Source organism: Candidatus Nitronauta litoralis, from assembly GCA_015698285.1.
GTDB lineage: Bacteria > Nitrospinota > Nitrospinia > Nitrospinales > Nitrospinaceae > Nitronauta > Nitronauta litoralis.
This window is the reverse complement of the sequence record CP048685.1, coordinates 2,164,200-2,181,548: the sequence shown is the minus strand read 5'-3', so window position 1 is coordinate 2,181,548 and position 17,349 is coordinate 2,164,200. Positions and strand designations below refer to the sequence as shown.

The following is a 17,349-nucleotide window of genomic DNA, read 5'->3' as shown; positions in this document are numbered from 1 at the left end:
AAATAAGTTTAAGAACTTTTTTTCCTGAACCGCTGGGCAATGGGGATTCGGCGGCCACTGCCAAAGGCTTTGCCTGTTACTTTTAGTCCCGGAGCCGCCTGATTGCGCTTGTACTCGTTATTGTCCACCTTGGACGTGATCTCGCTCACCAGTTTCGAGTCATGCCCCTGCGCGACAATCTCCTCTAGACTCAGATGCCGCTCGATATAACTCTCAAGAATCGCGTCCAGCGTTTCGTAGGGTGGCAGGCTGTCCTGATCGGTTTGATCCGGTCTCAGTTCGGCTGTTGGAGGCCGATCTATAACGCGTTGGGGAATCACCTCTCCATTTCGATTGATCCATCGCGCCAGTTGATAGACACGGGTTTTGAGTACATCGGACAGCACAGAAAGGCCGCCGGCCATATCTCCATATAAAGTGCAGTATCCAACCGACATTTCACTTTTATTTCCGGTTGAGAGCACCATGCTTCCCCATTTATTGGACACCGCCATGAGTAGATTGCCGCGAATTCTTGCTTGAATATTTTCCTCGGTCACATCTTCTGGTCCCTCACCAAACAGCGGCCTGAGGGTTTCCTTATACTGTTCAAACAGGGGGAGAATTGGAATCGTCTCAAACCTTATTGCCAAAGAACGTGCCAGTGCTTCCGCATCCTCTTTACTTGCGGTCGCTGTGTAACTGGAAGGCATACTGATTCCGGTCACGTTTTCTGCACCGAGAGCCTCGGCAGCGAGTACTGCAACGACGGAAGAATCGATCCCACCGGAAAGACCTATCACGGCACGTTTGTACCCGCATTTGTTCAGGTAATCGCGCACTCCAAGGGTCAGCGCCATGAACATTTCTTCTTCCGTATTCTCGGTCCAGGGTGTCAATTCCTGTGGGGGTTGATTCAGGTCAACTACTAACAGATCTTCTTGGAACCCGGGAGACTGGGCCAACACTTTTCCATCGGCATCCAATACATAACTGTGACCGTCAAATAATAAATCGTCGTTGCCACCAACCTGATTGACCAGAAGTAACGGGACCCCTGTTTCTTTGACAATAGCGCGGCCAAGCTCCTGGCGTCTCGCACCACGCCCCAGACGGTAGGGAGAAGCCGACAGGTTTACCAGGCAATCAATGCCTGATTCCACCAGTTCTGTTACCGGTTGACGTGTGTAGCAATCGCGATCGTAAAACCCGGGAACATTCCAGATATCCTCACAAATGGTGATTCCGATTCTCATCCCATTCAATGTGGCGACCACAGGCGCATCGCCGGATTGAAAATAACGCAGCTCATCAAACACATCGTAAGCAGGCAATAATATTTTTTCGTGGCGTGCCAGCACCCTGCCATCCTGAAACAGGGTCGCACAATTGACCAGTCGCTTGCCGGTTTCACTCTGGCTTTCATCAAAATGTCCGAGAAGAACTGCCGGCCCACGAGTCTGCTGAATCAACTGTTGGACTACCCGGGAATGCGTTTGGATGAACTCCGGCTTGTCCAGTAAATCCCGGCAAGGGTAACCCGACACCGCCATCTCGGGAAACAGAACACAATCGGCCTGCCCTTCTGCAGCCTTTTCTATGGCCTCACGGATTTTTTCAACGTTCCCTTCGAGATCACCGATGGTCGGATTGACCTGTGCCAGTGCAAATTTCAAAAGTGCCTCTATTTTTTTGGGCCATTAATTTTTCGACTACGAAACTGGCGGTAAGGTGCCAATGCATCGCAATCAATAACCGGCAACAACCTTTTTTGATTCACCTTTATTTTCGATTGTACCCGCTGCCTTTTATCCATAACAGCAGGCAACCCGAGCAAGGCATCACACTTCGCTTTCCATATAGCCCCCGGCTGCCCCCTCAGGGAAAACACAATCAGGAAAATAAAATTCCAGATCAGGTGCAACGGTAAAAACTTCCAGAACAGGGGACCAGGCATGTTTTTAAAATAAGCCCAGACGAGGTTGCGATGACCATGGTAAATAGAAAAGTCACTGCTTTTGGTCGTTGTCCCCCACCCCACATGCTCTACAATCGCTTCAGGAATATAACGTCCGCGATGGCCAAGCAGACGCAGGCGGAAACCAAGATCCACATCTTCAAAGTAGCAGAAAAAATCTTCGTCAAATCCTTCTGCATCCAAAATCGCTTGTCGTTTATAGAGAGCCGCCGCCGCACAGGGAGAAAAAATTTCATCTGCCATATGGCCCTCCGACACCTTGAAACCATGATCGCGCCGCCACCCGACTCCGCTGGCATGATATACATCACCTGTCCCATCGAGCCTGTCACGCTGGCCATGACACAACATGCGGCTACCGAAAAACGAGTCCTCGGCATACGCCTGAGTCGCGTCCATCAAACGCTCCAGCCAATCAGGGTCAGCGAAAGCATCCGGGTTGAGCAAGGCAACCCACTCACAATTGTCAGCTTTGGCGATACCAAAATTATTAGCCGCAGCGAAACCCGTGTTTTTTTCCTGGATAAAAATTTCTACGTCAGGCCAGGAAGCGGTAATACCGTCCAGGGAACTGTCCGTGCTCGCGTTATCAATCAGCAAAATTCGGTCCGGCTTACGTGTTTGTCTACCCAGTGCCTCAAGACATCTCGTGAGATGCTTCCCGGCATTATAATTTACGATGATAACCGCAACGGTGTCCGTTTGCATGGTGCCTGCAATGTAACAAAACCATGGGAAGGTGACAATTGTTACCGGAAGGAGTCAGGGCAAAAATCGTTTACAGGTTTCGAACACGGTTTCTGGCAAAATAGCCGACAAACCTTTTTCGGCATCTGGCATGCCTTTTGATTCCACCACTTCAAATTGGGATGGATCCACATAGGGGCCGCAATCCAGTGGTGACTTCCCTGAAAACAAGGCTACCAATGGAGTCCTCAGTGCAGCAGCCATATGCATGGGACCTGTGTCTGGCGCTACAAACAGATTCATACGTGCGATGATGGCCTTGTAGCGCTCAAAGTCTGGCGGCTCCGATAAAACGATTAATGTATTGTTGTTCTTCTCAATCAGTTCTTCGAGTAAAGGTCTTTCTTCAGGCAAAATATCAACCAGGACTTTTAGGTCGACCCCCTTTTCCTTTCCGTGTTGGTTAAGCATATTTGCAAGTCGGGCAAAATACGCTTGCGGCCAGGTACGGTGTTTTTTCCTGCCACCCCATTGACGATAAAATGGCAACGTCATTCCACTGTATGTGGGATGCATTCCCACAAGGAAAGTCGATTCGGTCACACCATGTCGACCCAGCAGGTCCTCCGCTTTAGTCTGTCCGTTTTCCGTAACCGGTAGAGTGAGCCAACTCCTTTTCGGAGCATTGTCCATATTGCTTTCCACTACTTCAATACAGCGGACACAATAGTGCACGTCCGGTTCCAGGTTGGTGATCCTGTGCAGGTTAGAGCAAACTCCGTTCAGCAAATCTGTGTAATGGGGATTCGTTTCAAACAGGAAGATTCGCTCATAATTCTCTGCTTTCAACTCCTTGACCAGTCTGGGACCAATCCACCAGGTTTTTGGAATCCGTCTTGAATAAAGAAAAAACCGGGCCAATCTTGGATGAAATCCTTTGAGGACCCGACGTCCGTCCGGACTGGTGACAAGATGTACCTCCGCTCCAGGGTAACCTTCCAGAATTTGAGTGAGTGCTGGGGTGATCATGACCATATCTCCCGCCCGCCCCTGTCTCACCACCAGAATTTTCTGTGCACCTGCCATTTAATCTCCCCAAAGTTCAACTAAATACACGCGATCCTTTACACGCGTCACTCTAGCAAATGTTAAGGATACCGGCAAAGTCTCAAAAAACCTGCCCCAATAAATTAAAAGCTCGTAAAAATGTACCTCCCATTGGCGACAGGCGGAGCGCATTGAGTTGAACCCTGATTTTTGTTAGACTCTCTTCAGCCTTATTGGCCACTCCGCCCCATAAAAAAACAACCTTTTGATCAGGATTTCCGGCCCAACGCATGCTCATTAACCTGATAAAAGAGCAAAAGGCCAACATCGGTGTCATCGGCCTTGGTTACGTCGGACTCCCTTTGGTCATTGAGTTTGGCAAGGCGGGATTTACCGTTACCGGTTTCGATATCGACCAGTCCAAGGTTGAACAGCTTTCGTCAGGTAAAAGTTATATCCGCCATCTTCCAGGTGAAGCCATCGGCGATCTGGTCTCTTCCGGAAAGTTTTCTGCGACCACGGATTTTTCCATGGTCAATCAGATGGATTGCCTGTTGATCTGCGTTCCCACTCCCCTGACCAAAAACCGGGAACCTGAAATGCGGTATGTGGCCAACACGGCACGCTCCATCGCTCCACACCTGAAAAAAGGGCAATTGATTCTTTTGGAATCGACCACCTATCCCGGAACCACCCGCGACGTGCTGATTCCACTCATGGAAAAAGGATCCCATCTGAAAGCAAACGAAGACTTTCATGTCGCGTATTCTCCAGAGCGCGAAGACCCGAATAATCAGGATTTCAGTACCCGGACCATCCCGAAAGTTGTTGGAGCCGACACAGAATTTGGACGTGAGGCTGCCATCTCTTTATATAGCCAGATCGTCGAAGAAATCGTACCGGTTTCCGGAACCTCCACTGCAGAAGCCACGAAGTTGATGGAAAATATCTTCCGTGCCGTCAACATTGCACTCGTCAACGAATTGAAAGTCATTTTTGACCGAATGGACATCGATGTGTGGGAAGTGATCCGCGCTGCCAGTACCAAACCATTTGGTTATATGCCGTTTTATCCCGGCCCCGGCCTGGGGGGGCACTGCATCCCAATCGATCCCTTTTACCTGACCTGGAAAGCACGCGAATACGGAATCACAACGCGTTTTATCGAACTTGCTGGTGAAATCAACCTGCAAATGCCGACCTACGTTGTGCAACGACTCATGTGGGCACTCAATAAAAAAGGCATTGCGTTCGGGAAAAGCCGGTTACTGATCCTCGGTATGGCTTATAAAAAAAATGTCGACGACTATCGCGAATCACCAAGCCTGAAAATCATGCAATTACTTAAGGACGCGGGTGCCCAGGTGGAATATCATGATCCTTACATACCCCGCATTGGCCCTTCGCGGGAATACCCAATGTTTACGGGAAAGGAATCGGTAGATCTGTCTACCGTTCCCGATTTCGATGCCGTATTGATCCTAACGGACCACACGATGTTCGATTATTCTACTATTGTGGAAGCCGCACAAATGGTGCTCGACACGCGAAACGCCTGCGAACACATCCAATCTGACAAAATCATCAAAGCCTGAATTTCTCTCCTTAATCTACAGAGGTCATATTGAAACTGTTAATTCATACCGATGTCATCGTCGACCTGGCAGTAAATCCTAACGACGACCTTCTTCAATTACTTTGCCGCGATGGGATCCAGGCCTGGGTACTTGGTGCCTGTGTCCCCGATGCCTCCAGGCAAATTCAAAAATCCCTGGATGACAAAACGGCCCGGGAACGGTTGGCAACGATACTGTCCCGCTTCTCCCTGACTCCAATATCAAACCCGGAAATCGCAGATTCTCTTTCGGACAACCGTGGCGGGTTTTCAGAATCTCTTTCCGCAAAAACCTTGCATCGACTCAATCTTGATTTGGTACTGACCCTGGACACTGAATCATTTAAGACGCTGGAAGTTCTGGCACTCACCCCGGCCGAACTTAAAATCCGTCTGGAACAACCAGCCGCCCCTTTAAAAAGTGTCGCGCTGCTCGACATCCCGGGCTCCTATCACGAATGGTTGAACGATGCTGAACGGGAAATGTATGAAGTCATTCGCTCCGGTAAATTCATACTCGGCCCCCAAGTCAAGGACCTTGAAGACAAGATTGCCGAGTATTGTCAGTCGCGTTTTGCAGTGGGGGTATCTTCCGGAACCGATGCACTGGTGATCGCTCTGATGACAGCCAATGTCGGCCCGGGTGATGAGGTCATCACCTCCCCTTTCACATTCTTTGCAACGGTAGGTTCCATTGTCCGCGTTGGAGCAAAACCGGTATTCGTTGATATCGACCCGGTGACCTTCAACCTTGATCCAAGCCTGATTCCCGCAGCCGTTAATGAAAAAACAAAAGCCATCATTCCCGTTCATCTTTATGGACAGTGTGCAGAGATGGAGGCTATTAACTCCATTGCAAAAGAAAACAATCTGGTTGTCATTGAAGATGCCGCACAGGCGATCGGTTCTGAATACAAAGATCAGCGGGCAGGGTCACTCGGGGATATGGGTTGCTTTTCCTTTTTCCCGACAAAAAATCTAGGAGGAATGGGAGATGGTGGACTCGTCACCACCAACTCGGAAGATCTTTTCGAGCGGCTCAAGATCCTCCGCGTTCACGGCTCGCATCCGAAGTATTACCACAAATGGGTTGGCGGGAACTTTCGTCTCGACACCCTGCAAGCGGCTGTGGTCGCGGCAAAGCTGCCGTACCTCGATAAATGGACCCAAAAGCGGCAGGACAATGCCGACCGTTATCGCAAACTCATTTCTGACGCCAAGCTGGATGATCACATTCAGACCCCGCAAGAGGTCATGACTCGCCATATTTACAATCAGTTTGTCCTTCGGGTGGCGGATGGAAAACGCGATGCGCTGCGCCAGCATTTTCAGAAAAACGGAATTGGTTGCGAAGTGTATTATCCGCTTTCCCTGCATGAACAGGAATGTTTCCGGGACTTAGGCTACAAGACAGGTGATTTCAAGGTTTCTGAAAAAGCCGCAGCGGAAACCCTGGCTCTACCCAATTCTTTTGAAGTAACTCCACAACAACAGGAATATGTGGTCGCTGCAATTCAGGACTTTTTTTCCTAAACCTTCCATGAGATGATTCGTCCATGAAAACATATTTAGTAACAGGCGGAGCCGGTTTCATAGGCGGCAACTTTGTTTTGCTGACAATGCAACGGCCAGATGTAAAAATTATCAATCTGGATGCCCTCACCTATGCAGGGAATCTGGACACCTTGCAATCCCTCAACGACAACCCCAACCATGTGTTCGTGGAAGGTGATATACGGGATCGTGAACTGGTCCGTTCCCTCTTCAAAGAACACCAGCCGGACTATGTTGTCAATTTCGCGGCTGAATCCCATGTGGACAGGTCAATAGATTCTCCAGGAGACTTTATCCTGACTAACGTGGTGGGTACTTTTGAAATGCTGGAAGCTGCCAGGGCTCATTGGCTGTCGCTGGAAGGTAAAGCCAAAGATGACTTCCGTTTCCTCCATGTCTCGACCGATGAAGTTTACGGTTCACTGGGTGCAACTGGATTGTTCACCGAAACCACACCCTATGCCCCCAATTCGCCCTACTCGGCCTCAAAAGCAGGAGCCGACCATCTGGCGCGGGCTTATAACAGGACGTTTGGTTTGCCTGTTCTCACTACAAACTGTTCAAACAATTACGGTCCTTACCAGTTTCCGGAAAAACTCATTCCATTGGTGACCGGCAAAGCACTGGCTGGAGAACCCCTTCCTGTCTATGGAGACGGACAACAGGTCCGCGACTGGTTATTTGTAGAGGATCATTGCAGTGCCATCCAACGGGTACTGGAAGCAGGAACCCCCGGAGAAGTTTACAACGTTGGTGGCGACAGCGAGAAGCCCAACCTGGAAGTGGTCAAAACCATCTGCCGTCTGCTGGATGAAATGGCCCCCGATCGCGGCCCCGTTCCCCACGAGGAATTAATTACTTTCGTGAAAGACAGACCCGGGCACGATCGAAGATACGCCATTGATGCTTCCAAAATAAAAAATCAACTGGGATGGAAACCGGAAAACGATTTCGAATCGGGTTTGCGCAAAACCATGCGCTGGTACCTCGACAACACGGAATGGCTGGAGCGGGTGACCTCGGGTGCCTATCGCGGTGAGCGCCTGGGAACAACGGATTAGCAATACTTCAATTCACAGGATTCAATACAAATGGTTAAAAAAGGAATTATTCTCGCAGGTGGTTCAGGGACCAGGCTGTATCCGCTGACACAGGTGGTGAGCAAACAACTCATGCCGCTGTATGACAAACCCATGGTCTATTATCCCCTGAGCGTGTTGATGCTGGCGGGGATCAATGAAATCCTGGTTATCACGACTCCGCAGGACCGTCCCTTATACGAAGCGTTACTTCAAGACGGCACTCAATGGGGAATTAAAATCCAATATGCAGAGCAGCCCAGCCCCGATGGTCTTGCGCAAGCATTCATCATCGGCCGCGATTTTGTTGGTAGCGATAGTTGCAGTCTGATTCTTGGAGACAACGTTTTCTATGGACACGGACTGACTGATCTTTTGGCGAATGCACGAAACCGGACCGAGGGTGCTACCGTGTTCGGGTATTGGGTAAACAATCCGGAAATTTATGGCGTCGTGGAATTTGATGATGCCGGACGCGCCATCAGTCTGGAAGAAAAACCGGCGAATCCGAAATCCAATTATGCGGTCACGGGGCTGTATTTCTACGACAACCAGGTGCTCGACATTGCCGCCAACCTGAAACCTTCGGCACGTGGTGAACTGGAGATCACAGACCTGAACCGGGTTTATCTGGAACGCGGACAACTTACAGTGGAAATCATGCAACGCGGCTACGCCTGGCTCGACACCGGCTCCCACGATGCTTTGCTGGCGGCCTCCAACTTCATTGAAACCATCGAAAAACGGCAAGGATTAAAAATCTGCTGTCCCGAGGAAGTCGCCTTCAATATGGGAACCATCGATGCCGACCAATTGGCGAAACTGGCAGAGCCTCTGGGTAAAAATAATTACGGACAATATCTTTTAAAACTCGCCAAGAGCGGAAAGCCTCTTAAGTAATGAGCCAGGACCGGATTCGAACTTTCCTTAACAGCAGCGCAGATTTAAAGCGAACTATCGCGGACACCATGGCGAAAGACATCGACCAGGCGGTCCAAATTGTCCGGAAAAGCCTGAAGGGTGGCGGCAAGCTTCTCCTCATGGGTAATGGAGGAAGCGCTGGAGATGCTCAACACATTGCCGCTGAACTGGTGGGACGCTACAAGAAGGAGCGGCAATCGGTTCCCGCGTTGGCTCTGACGGTAGACACTTCGGCTTTGACGGCTATTGGCAACGACTATGGATTTGAGGAAATTTTCTCGCGGCAGATTGAGGGCCTTGGTCAAAAAGGTGATGCCATTCTTGCAATCAGCACCAGCGGACAATCGGAAAATGTTGTTTGTGGCGTTCAGCAGGCCAAAGGAATGGGAATCCACACCATCGGGCTATTAGGAAAAGATGGCGGTAAACTAAAAGATATCGTGGACCTTGCCCTTGTGGTTCCTTCCAGCGAAACCGCACGTATTCAGGAGGCACACATCACAATAGGCCATATCATCTGCGAAATACTGGACGACGAGTTTTAACTCTCCAATTCTCACTTCTAAAAATCCTATTCAGGGGAATCAGCACGGCCATAACGATCTTCAAAGCGAGTGATATCGTCTTCGCTTAAAAGAGGCCCAATCTGAATTTCTACCAGCACCAGAGGTTCTTTCCCGGGATTGGACAAACGGTGTTTGGCCCCTTTTGGAATGAAGGTCGACTCATTCACCTTGAGCTGCTGGTTCGAACCGTCGCATTCCACCTCCGCTTCTCCCGAAACCACCACCCAATGTTCGGAACGATGATCGTGCGCCTGCAGGCTGAGCTGATGCCCCGGCATCACGGTGATGCGTTTGATCAGATAATCCTTTTGGCGAATGAGATCGGTATAACTGCCCCAGGGCTTGGCAACCGTTGAATCACTTATAACTTCTTCGCGCTGATGTGCTTTCAGTTTATCGACCAGCTTTCGGATGTCCTGCGCGCGATCCCGCCTGCAAACCAATAGGGCATCGGGTGTGTCGACCACAATCAGGTTGTCAATTCCCAACGCGGCAATGAGTCGACCATCCACATGAATGAGGTTGTTAGTGCAGTCGAGCAGTTCTACTCCGTCCGGTTTCACATTGCCATCTTCATCAGAATCAAACAGTTCGTTTAGCACTTCCCAGGACCCCACATCACACCAGTCCATTTCGCAGGGCACCACTGCAACGCATTGAGATCGCTCCAGCACACCGTAATCGATGGATAACTCCGGCAGCTTTTCGTAAAGACTTCCACCCGTATCGTCAAAAACCTGAAAGGGGAAAAAACCGGTATCGTTTCGAAGATGCGCATCAACACCTTCCAGAGATTGACTGAGCTCTGGCATCCACAATTGGATCTCCCTCAACAACACACCGACCGTTCCAAACAACATCCCGGAGTTCCAGAAGAACCCTTCCTTTTTCAGATAGGTATTCGCGGTTGCAACATCGGGTTTTTCCCGAAAGGACTTTACTTTAAACCCCGTCGAGTTAGAGATTGCCTCACCGGATTCAATATAACCGTATCCAGTCTCGGCCCGGAGGGGAGGAACACCGAGGGTGACCAGGTAACCTCGCCTGGCTAATTCTTCAGCATCCTTGATTCCTTTTTCAAAAACTTTGGTGTTTTCTACCAAATGGTCGGCTGGGAAAATTCCAACAACCTCATCAGGGTCGGCTTCGAACAAACGGGTGGTCAAAGCCACGGCAGCCGAGGTATTGCGTCCTATCGGTTCAGCAACCAGGTTTCTGGCATCGAAACCAAGGAACTCCAATTGACGACAGGTTTCGTCGGCTTGATCGCGGTGGGTGATCGCGTGAATATTTGCAGCGGGAACCACAGGCAACAACCTTTCCATCGTCCCTTGTAAAAGGGACCGGTCACCTGCAAACTTCAGGAATTGTTTGGGGTGCATCTCCCGGCTCAGCGGCCAGAATCGGGTACCGCTTCCCCCGGCAAGCAGAACGGCTTTCATCAATCTGGAATGGGAAAAAGTGGAGAAGAATTGGTGGCATTGCCACCAACAAGAGTGGCAGAATTACCAAAATTCTAACACAACAACACCTTCCGTCAAAGGTACGGTTCCCTTTATTTCCTGTAAACGGGATTTAATATTAGCTATACTCGTTGGCAGTCGTCGCCTTCCCAGGGTAACCAGCACCTTTTTCTAATTTCTTCCTCCACGCCCATGAGCGGCTTTATCTTTTCCCTCTTTTTGATCGCTCTCCACACCATCGGCGTGGGCTCCATTCACGTTCCATTTGACCAACTTGAAATCACCTGCTTGTTTCTTTTCCTGGCTCTGTCCTGCCTTTTGTTTTGCCTTCTGGAGCAAAAACAGAAAAAGGAAGAGATATTACCTGATTTTGCAGGATCTATCTGGCTGGCCCTATTTTTCTTCTGGGGAATGATCGGTTTTTTCTATTCAGTCCGCCCCGAGATGAGCCTCCAGTTTTTTTTGAAATACATTACCGGCATCGCCCTCTTATTATTTCTTCATCGGACACTTAAAACTCTGGAACAGGTGAGAAGATTGTTCTGGCTATTGACCTCCATCGCAGCACTTCAAGGTGTGTTGAGCTGGATTTTCCAGGCTTATTTTCCCATGGTCAATGTCACTATCAATTTTGTATTCATAAATTCCAACTTTCGTGGTGGCTATCTTCTGTTTCCTCTTTTCATGGCTGCCACCCTGTTACTTACAGAAAAGGATAAAACCCGAAAAATAACTGCCTGGATCATGTTCGTTTTAATCTGGGCACAACTGGGATTTACCAATTCTCGTGGAGCCAATATTGCTGCAGGCGTGGCCATGTTCCTTCTGGTTTGGGCATTGATTAAAAACGAGAATAAAAAAAATGCCGGTATATTGGCTCTCGGGTTTGGGGCAGGCCGGTTGTTATTCCACCTGCTATTCATAAACTTTGGAAGCGGGCAGGAAGATTCTTCCTTTGCTGAGGTTTCTGCAGCCACATCTTCTTTTTTCTTCCGCCAATTGTTTTGGGACGGTGCTCTGAAAATTTTTTCTGACTATCCTTTTATCGGCTCGGGACCCTGGACCTTTTCCCTGCTGTTTCCATACAAAATAGATTTTCCCCTATCGTCTGCCATTCCTCCAATTGTGTTGCCTCCACCTCATGCCCATAGTATTTACCTCCAAACACTGGCCGGTATGGGATTGATCGGGTTGTGCCTGTTTCTTACAGCATTCTTTAAGTTTTTTAAGGGGCTGTTTCCTGTTTATCTTAAAAACCAGGGACCAGAAGCGGTGTTTGCCCTTGGCTTGATGATCGGGATGGCAGGTTTTCTGACACACGGCCTGGTGGAAACAATATGGCCTTCCCCTTACTTTATATTTACGGTGACAATTTGTTTTGGAGCCGCGCAAGTAATAATCACAAAAGGATTTCCACAAAAAGCAAACAAAGACTTGAAAAAAACCTGGACTGTTTTTTCCATCGCCATAGTTTTAGTTGGCACTGGCACTCTGTGGACCACATTCAACTATTCGCAAAAATTTGTTGCGGCAAGGTCACCGGAAATACCAATGGAAGAAAAATTTCAAATGACTGAAGAAGCCGGTGAACTTTGCCCGTTTTGTGATCGTCCTTTAACGTTCCGAGCCTATTTATATACCCACTTATATGAGAAAACACATGACCCTGTATTTCGAGACAAAGCAATTCACACACTGCAGCAAACCAGAGAGGGTGTTGTACCTCTACCAGAATCTATCCTGATTCGAGGAATGCTGTTTGAAGTTGAAAGAGATTACGTCCGGGCTATGAATGAATACCTGAGGTACTATCAGGTTGGAAACCAGCCGCATCTATTGCGGAAAGCATTTGACCGGATCAGGATGAAAAAACAAAAGGAAGCATCTTTGAATCCATGAACTTCAAAGCATCTGCCTTTTGATCGGTTCGACAATCCAGTACAATAAACCCAGCCAACCTTTTTATTGTTATTTGAAGGTTTTTATCAAGTTTGTTCCTCTGGATTTCGATATGGATAATAGCGTCCACCCCAACCCCAAATAAACCCAATGAAAATCGGAATTACAGGAGCAAGCGGTCAAATTGGCTGGCACCTCAGATGCCACCTGGCCTCCCAAAACGAACTCAACGTAGTTCTCGCAGACCGCTCCACATTTTTCAACTCTGAATCGATGGACAGCTTTGTTTCTGACCTCGACATATTGATTCATCTTGCAGGGGTGAATCGCGGTGAAGCCGGGGAAATCGATTCCGTAAACAAGCAGCTTGCAAAGCTTTTGATCGAAGCGCTGAACCGGACTGGCGCCAAACCTCATCTCGTCTTTTCCTCTTCCATTCATCGGGACCGGCATACCGCATACGGCAATGCAAAGCGTTATTGTTCCGAAAGGTTTGCAGATTGGTCAAAGGAATCTGGTGCCTTATTCACCAATATGATCCTGCCTCATGTCTTTGGGGAACACGGCAAACCTTTTTACAATTCCGTTGTTCACACTTTCTGTCATCAAATTGCAAATAACGAAAAACCTCAAATCATAAATGATGAGCCTCTATTTCTGGTGCACGCTCAAAAGGTAGCTGAACGCATGCTTGCCGCCGGGCGATCGATGTCTTCCACCCAGCAAGTAGTCGATGGTGAAGAGATGCTGGTATCCCAACTGCTCGCCAAGTTGACTGAACTTTCTGAAACGTACCAGCAAAATATTGTTCCCGACCTGAGCGATCCCTTGACCCTGGCATTATTCAACACTTACCGGTCATACCTTTACCCAAAACATTTTCCTCTTGACCTCACACGACACAGTGATAACCGGGGCGACCTTTTTGAACTGGTAAAAGAACTCAATGGTGGGCAGGTTTATGTTTCCACCACCAAACCCGGAGTGACTCGGGGAAACCATTTTCATTGCCGCAAGTTTGAACGTTTCGTCGTTCTAAAAGGATCGGCCACCATTTGCATCCGTCGCATGTTCACTGACGAGGTCAAACGTTTTGAAGTTCATGGCGACCAGCCACAAGTACTGGACATTCCCACCCTGCACACCCATAATCTGATCAACAGCGGCCAGGACGAATTGATGACCCTGTTCTGGGCGAATGAAATTTTTGATCCTTCTCTACCGGACACGGTCCGGGAAATCGTTTAAGTATTTATTGAGGTTTTTTCCATGGCATTGCCTAAAATCATGCTCATTGGCTGTAAAGGGCAGGTCGGATTTGAACTGGAAAATTTGCTCGCCGCAAAATCCAGCTTAAGCTCCTACGACCTCCACAATCTGGACCTGCGCAAATTTGACAACGTCAGGACCACCATTCGTGAAATTAAACCAAACCTGATCATTAACGCTGCAGCTTATACCCAGGTGGACAAGGCTGAAGAAGAACCGGATACCGCGCGACAAATAAATTCTGAGGTTCCCGCTTTGCTGGCTGAAGAAGCAGAACGTTCAGGAGCGGCCTTGATCCACTATTCGACCGACTACGTTTACTCTGGTGAGAAAACTTCTCCCTATGTAGAAGAAGATCCCACCGGCCCGTTGGGTGTATACGGGGCCACCAAGCTGGAGGGAGACCTCGCTATTCAAAATAGCCAGGCCCCACACCTGATTTTTAGAACGAGTTGGGTGTATGGAATTCGTGGGAAAAATTTTCTTCTAACCATGATGCGACTTGCCAAAGAAAAACCCGAATTAAAAGTAATCAACGACCAGTACGGTGCTCCGACCTGGTGCCGCACCATTGCCCAAACGACGGTGACAGCTCTCGAAAAAATCCTGGGTAAAAGCCTGGATGAAAATATTGGAAAAATAAACGGTGTTTCCGGGATCTATCACCTGACTTCTGGCGGACAAACAACATGGTTTGGTTTTACTCAGGCCATTGTTGACATACTTAAGCTAGAAAAACCTCCCGCATTGTATCCGATCCCGACCAGCGAATACCCGACCCTGGCGGTTCGGCCTAAATATTCTGTATTGAACAACTCCAAACTCAACCGTACATTTGGAATTCCACAAACAGACTGGAAACAGGCGTTAACCAGTTGCATGTCTGTGGACCCGGAATCCTGATCCTTTGGAAAAATAATTCGTGCTCGTCCAGAAAACCATCAAGGTCTATCAACTGATTTTCGATAGGAAAGTAATACCATCTTTAAAATGCCACCCACAGGAGGACCAGAATGTTTAAAGGCAAAACAGTATTGATCACGGGTGGCACCGGTTCGTTTGGCAACCAGATGGTGCACTACCTCCTGAAAAAAGATTGCCAGGAAATCCGTATTTTCAGTCGGGATGAAAACAAGCAGGATGGTATGCGAACCGACCTCAACAATCCGCGCCTGAAATTCTTCCTTGGAGATATTCGCGAAAAGCAAACGCTCGATGAAGCCATGCGGGGGGTCGATCTCGTGTTCCACGCAGCGGCTTTGAAACAAGTCCCCTCTTGCGAATTTTTTCCGATGGAGGCCGTGAAGACCAATGTCCTTGGAAGCCGAAACGTGATTCAATCGGCAGTCGAGCACCGGGTCCAATCACTGGTCTGTCTCAGTACCGACAAAGCTGTTTATCCAGTCAATACCATGGGGATGAGTAAAGCCCTCATGGAAAAAACGGCCCAGGCCGCATCCCGGGAACTCAAATCAGACGACACCATCATCACCTGCGTTCGATACGGCAACGTGATTCACTCGCGCGGATCCGTCATTCCACTTTTCATCAAACAGATCCGCGAAGGAAAACCCCTGACGGTAACCGAACCCACCATGACCCGGTTTTTCATGACACTGGAAAATGCGATTCATCTTGTGGAGTTTGCATTCGCAAAGGGGCAACAAGGCGACCTTTTTATTCGCAAAGCGCCAGCCTCGGACCTCAACACTCTTGTCGAAGCTGTAAAACGGGTGTTCAAGGCTGAGAATCCTGTGGACATCATCGGTATGCGGCACAGTGAAAAAATGCACGAGACTCTGGCCAATCAGGATGAACTGAGTCGAGCTGAAGACCTGGGAGATTTTTATCGAATCAAAATGGACAACCGTGACCTGAACTACGAAAAATACCTCACAGAGGGTGAGCCTGCCCGGTCTGACCTTGCCGATTTTTCATCGAAGGTTGCGCGTCAATTATCTGTAGAAGAAATTGAACAACTGCTCCTGTCCCAACCCGAGATCCAGGACTACCTGAAAGAAATGAACCCAGGTTAAAATCCGCACACATCAGTTTTTTGGATTTTGGCTCAATTCCAGTAGATGCGGTTGTTTCCCCGCCTTTATTTGGCTATATTGATTAAAAGACCTCAAAACAAATAATCTGATTCGTAACACAAAGTTGCCCATTTGTTTCTTAAAAGCACCTTGCCAACATTTAAAGATGGCGACTAGAAACTTTTAGCGCGCAGTTTTCTCCAATCACCCTGATACGGTAATTTTTTATGAGTTCTTCGATAAACCTGGCGTTGGTTGGTGCCGGCTACTGGGGGAAAAACCTGGCACGGGTGTTCAACGAACTCGGGGTCCTGCGCGTTATCTGTGATCCTTCTGAAGAAATTTTTGCGCGGAAGAGCAACATGTATCCCGGGGTTCCCATCACTCCTTCTTTCACTGACCTTCTCAATCAAAAAGAAATCGAAGCCATCGCGATTGCCACTCCGGCAGTCCATCACTATTCAATGGCGAAAAATGCCCTGCTTGCAGGCAAGCATGTGTTTGTTGAAAAGCCTCTTTCACTAACGGCTGAAGAGGGGCAAGAACTAACCGAACTTGCGAAAACACAAAAACGCACTTTATTCGTAGGTCATATCCTCCATTACCATTCAGCCATAATTAAAATCAAACAAATGCTGGCCGAAGGTGAACTCGGGCGTCTGCAATATATTTATTCGAACAGGCTCGCATTAGGGAAATTCCGTCGCGAGGAAAATATTTTATGGTCGTTTGCTCCACACGACATTTCAGTGATCCTGTCTCTCGTTCACGAGGAACCGGATTCCGTCTGGGCCGTAGGCAGCAATATATTGCATCCCAATATTGCAGACACCACCATCACACACATGAAGTTTCCATGCGGGGTTTCATCCCACATTTTCGTTTCGTGGTTACACCCGTTTAAAGAACAGAAGCTTGTAATTGTCGGTGACCGTAAAATGGTCACCTTTGACGACACGGTCCCTGTTGATCGAAAGATCATGGTGTACCCACATAACATTCTCTGGCGCGAGGGCGTTCCTGTTCCGGAAAAGAAGGAGGGCACAGCAGTGGACCTTACAGACACTTGGGAAGAGCCGCTGAAGAACGAGTGCAAAACTTTCCTGAACGCCATACAAGGGGAATCGTTTTACACCACTGGAGAAGAAGCGGTACGCGTCCTTTCGGTTTTACAACGCTGCCAGACCGCTCTGGATAAAGGTTGAGCAACAACCTGCCCGCCTGCAGGCGGGGCACCAGGGCTTGCCGTTACTTCG

The 17,349-nt window shown here is 48.7% G+C and carries 14 protein-coding genes; 10 read left to right on the top strand and 4 right to left on the bottom strand.

Features of this window, described 5'->3' with window-relative positions:
* Window positions 1-8: 8 nt before the first annotated feature.
* From G3M70_09995 to G3M70_09985, 3 genes are read right to left on the bottom strand one after another with little or no spacing between them, the layout of a single operon-like run.
* A complete protein-coding gene (locus tag G3M70_09995; GenBank protein QPJ62184.1) occupies window positions 9-1,655 on the bottom strand; it encodes an NAD+ synthase in 1,647 nt (548 codons plus the stop codon).
* An 8-nt stretch (window positions 1,656-1,663) separates the two neighbouring features.
* Complete coding sequence (locus tag G3M70_09990; GenBank protein QPJ62183.1) at window positions 1,664-2,665, bottom strand: glycosyltransferase family 2 protein; 1,002 nt, start codon at window positions 2,663-2,665, stop codon at window positions 1,664-1,666.
* A 54-nt stretch (window positions 2,666-2,719) separates the two neighbouring features.
* Entirely contained in the window at window positions 2,720-3,730 is a 1,011-nt protein-coding gene (locus G3M70_09985; protein QPJ62182.1) for a glycosyltransferase family 9 protein, read from the bottom strand.
* A 251-nt stretch (window positions 3,731-3,981) separates the two neighbouring features.
* On the opposite strand from G3M70_09985, the gene G3M70_09980 reads away from it, so the two are divergent.
* The 5 genes from G3M70_09980 (at window position 3,982) to G3M70_09960 (ending at window position 9,405) form a co-directional block, all read left to right on the top strand.
* A complete protein-coding gene (locus G3M70_09980; protein ID QPJ62181.1) occupies window positions 3,982-5,286 on the top strand; it encodes a nucleotide sugar dehydrogenase in 1,305 nt (434 codons plus the stop codon).
* A 503-nt stretch (window positions 5,287-5,789) separates the two neighbouring features.
* Window positions 5,790-6,839 carry a DegT/DnrJ/EryC1/StrS family aminotransferase gene (locus G3M70_09975; GenBank protein QPJ63780.1) on the top strand — a complete coding sequence of 350 codons (1,050 nt, stop codon included), beginning with the start codon at window positions 5,790-5,792 and terminating at the stop codon, window positions 6,837-6,839.
* Between the two features lie 23 nt (window positions 6,840-6,862).
* A complete protein-coding gene (gene rfbB, locus G3M70_09970; protein QPJ62180.1) occupies window positions 6,863-7,921 on the top strand; it encodes a dTDP-glucose 4,6-dehydratase in 1,059 nt (352 codons plus the stop codon).
* 30 nt (window positions 7,922-7,951) lie between these two features.
* Window positions 7,952-8,839 carry a glucose-1-phosphate thymidylyltransferase RfbA gene (gene rfbA, locus G3M70_09965; protein QPJ62179.1) on the top strand — a complete coding sequence of 296 codons (888 nt, stop codon included), beginning with the start codon at window positions 7,952-7,954 and terminating at the stop codon, window positions 8,837-8,839.
* Entirely contained in the window at window positions 8,839-9,405 is a 567-nt protein-coding gene (locus tag G3M70_09960) for a D-sedoheptulose 7-phosphate isomerase (protein QPJ62178.1), read from the top strand. The genes rfbA and G3M70_09960 overlap by 1 nt, the downstream gene beginning before the upstream one ends.
* A 26-nt stretch (window positions 9,406-9,431) precedes the next feature.
* Here G3M70_09960 and G3M70_09955 read toward each other — a convergent pair whose 3' ends face one another.
* On the bottom strand, window positions 9,432-10,868 hold the full coding sequence (locus G3M70_09955; GenBank protein ID QPJ62177.1) for a mannose-1-phosphate guanylyltransferase/mannose-6-phosphate isomerase: 1,437 nt from the start codon (window positions 10,866-10,868) through the stop codon (window positions 9,432-9,434).
* A 213-nt stretch (window positions 10,869-11,081) separates the two neighbouring features.
* Here G3M70_09955 and G3M70_09950 point away from each other — a divergent pair, with 213 nt between their 5' ends.
* The 5 genes from G3M70_09950 (at window position 11,082) to G3M70_09930 (ending at window position 17,298) form a co-directional block, all read left to right on the top strand.
* Complete coding sequence (locus G3M70_09950) at window positions 11,082-12,788, top strand: hypothetical protein (GenBank protein ID QPJ62176.1); 1,707 nt, start codon at window positions 11,082-11,084, stop codon at window positions 12,786-12,788.
* 150 nt (window positions 12,789-12,938) lie between these two features.
* On the top strand, window positions 12,939-14,036 hold the full coding sequence (locus tag G3M70_09945; protein ID QPJ62175.1) for an SDR family oxidoreductase: 1,098 nt from the start codon (window positions 12,939-12,941) through the stop codon (window positions 14,034-14,036).
* 21 nt (window positions 14,037-14,057) lie between these two features.
* Window positions 14,058-14,960, top strand: a complete 903-nt coding sequence (gene rfbD, locus G3M70_09940) for a dTDP-4-dehydrorhamnose reductase (protein ID QPJ62174.1) — start codon at window positions 14,058-14,060, stop codon at window positions 14,958-14,960.
* Between the two features lie 110 nt (window positions 14,961-15,070).
* The gene (locus G3M70_09935; GenBank protein ID QPJ62173.1) at window positions 15,071-16,093 is read left to right on the top strand and encodes an SDR family NAD(P)-dependent oxidoreductase; all 1,023 of its coding nucleotides are present in this window, start codon (window positions 15,071-15,073) and stop codon (window positions 16,091-16,093) included.
* A gap of 227 nt (window positions 16,094-16,320) precedes the next feature.
* Window positions 16,321-17,298, top strand: a complete 978-nt coding sequence (locus tag G3M70_09930) for a Gfo/Idh/MocA family oxidoreductase (GenBank protein QPJ62172.1) — start codon at window positions 16,321-16,323, stop codon at window positions 17,296-17,298.
* Window positions 17,299-17,349: the final 51 nt, after the last annotated feature.

Coding starts and splice junctions, on each gene's coding strand:
- G3M70_09990 (QPJ62183.1), bottom strand. CDS start 2,665: ATGCAAACGGACACCGTTGCGGTTATCATCGTAAATTATAATGCCGGG.
- G3M70_09985 (QPJ62182.1), bottom strand. CDS start 3,730: ATGGCAGGTGCACAGAAAATTCTGGTGGTGAGACAGGGGCGGGCGGGA.
- G3M70_09980 (QPJ62181.1), top strand. CDS start 3,982: ATGCTCATTAACCTGATAAAAGAGCAAAAGGCCAACATCGGTGTCATC.
- G3M70_09975 (QPJ63780.1), top strand. CDS start 5,790: ATGTATGAAGTCATTCGCTCCGGTAAATTCATACTCGGCCCCCAAGTC.
- rfbB (QPJ62180.1), top strand. CDS start 6,863: ATGAAAACATATTTAGTAACAGGCGGAGCCGGTTTCATAGGCGGCAAC.
- rfbA (QPJ62179.1), top strand. CDS start 7,952: ATGGTTAAAAAAGGAATTATTCTCGCAGGTGGTTCAGGGACCAGGCTG.
- G3M70_09960 (QPJ62178.1), top strand. CDS start 8,839: ATGAGCCAGGACCGGATTCGAACTTTCCTTAACAGCAGCGCAGATTTA.
- G3M70_09955 (QPJ62177.1), bottom strand. CDS start 10,868: ATGAAAGCCGTTCTGCTTGCCGGGGGAAGCGGTACCCGATTCTGGCCG.
- G3M70_09950 (QPJ62176.1), top strand. CDS start 11,082: ATGAGCGGCTTTATCTTTTCCCTCTTTTTGATCGCTCTCCACACCATC.
- G3M70_09945 (QPJ62175.1), top strand. CDS start 12,939: ATGAAAATCGGAATTACAGGAGCAAGCGGTCAAATTGGCTGGCACCTC.
- rfbD (QPJ62174.1), top strand. CDS start 14,058: ATGGCATTGCCTAAAATCATGCTCATTGGCTGTAAAGGGCAGGTCGGA.
- G3M70_09935 (QPJ62173.1), top strand. CDS start 15,071: ATGTTTAAAGGCAAAACAGTATTGATCACGGGTGGCACCGGTTCGTTT.
- G3M70_09930 (QPJ62172.1), top strand. CDS start 16,321: ATGAGTTCTTCGATAAACCTGGCGTTGGTTGGTGCCGGCTACTGGGGG.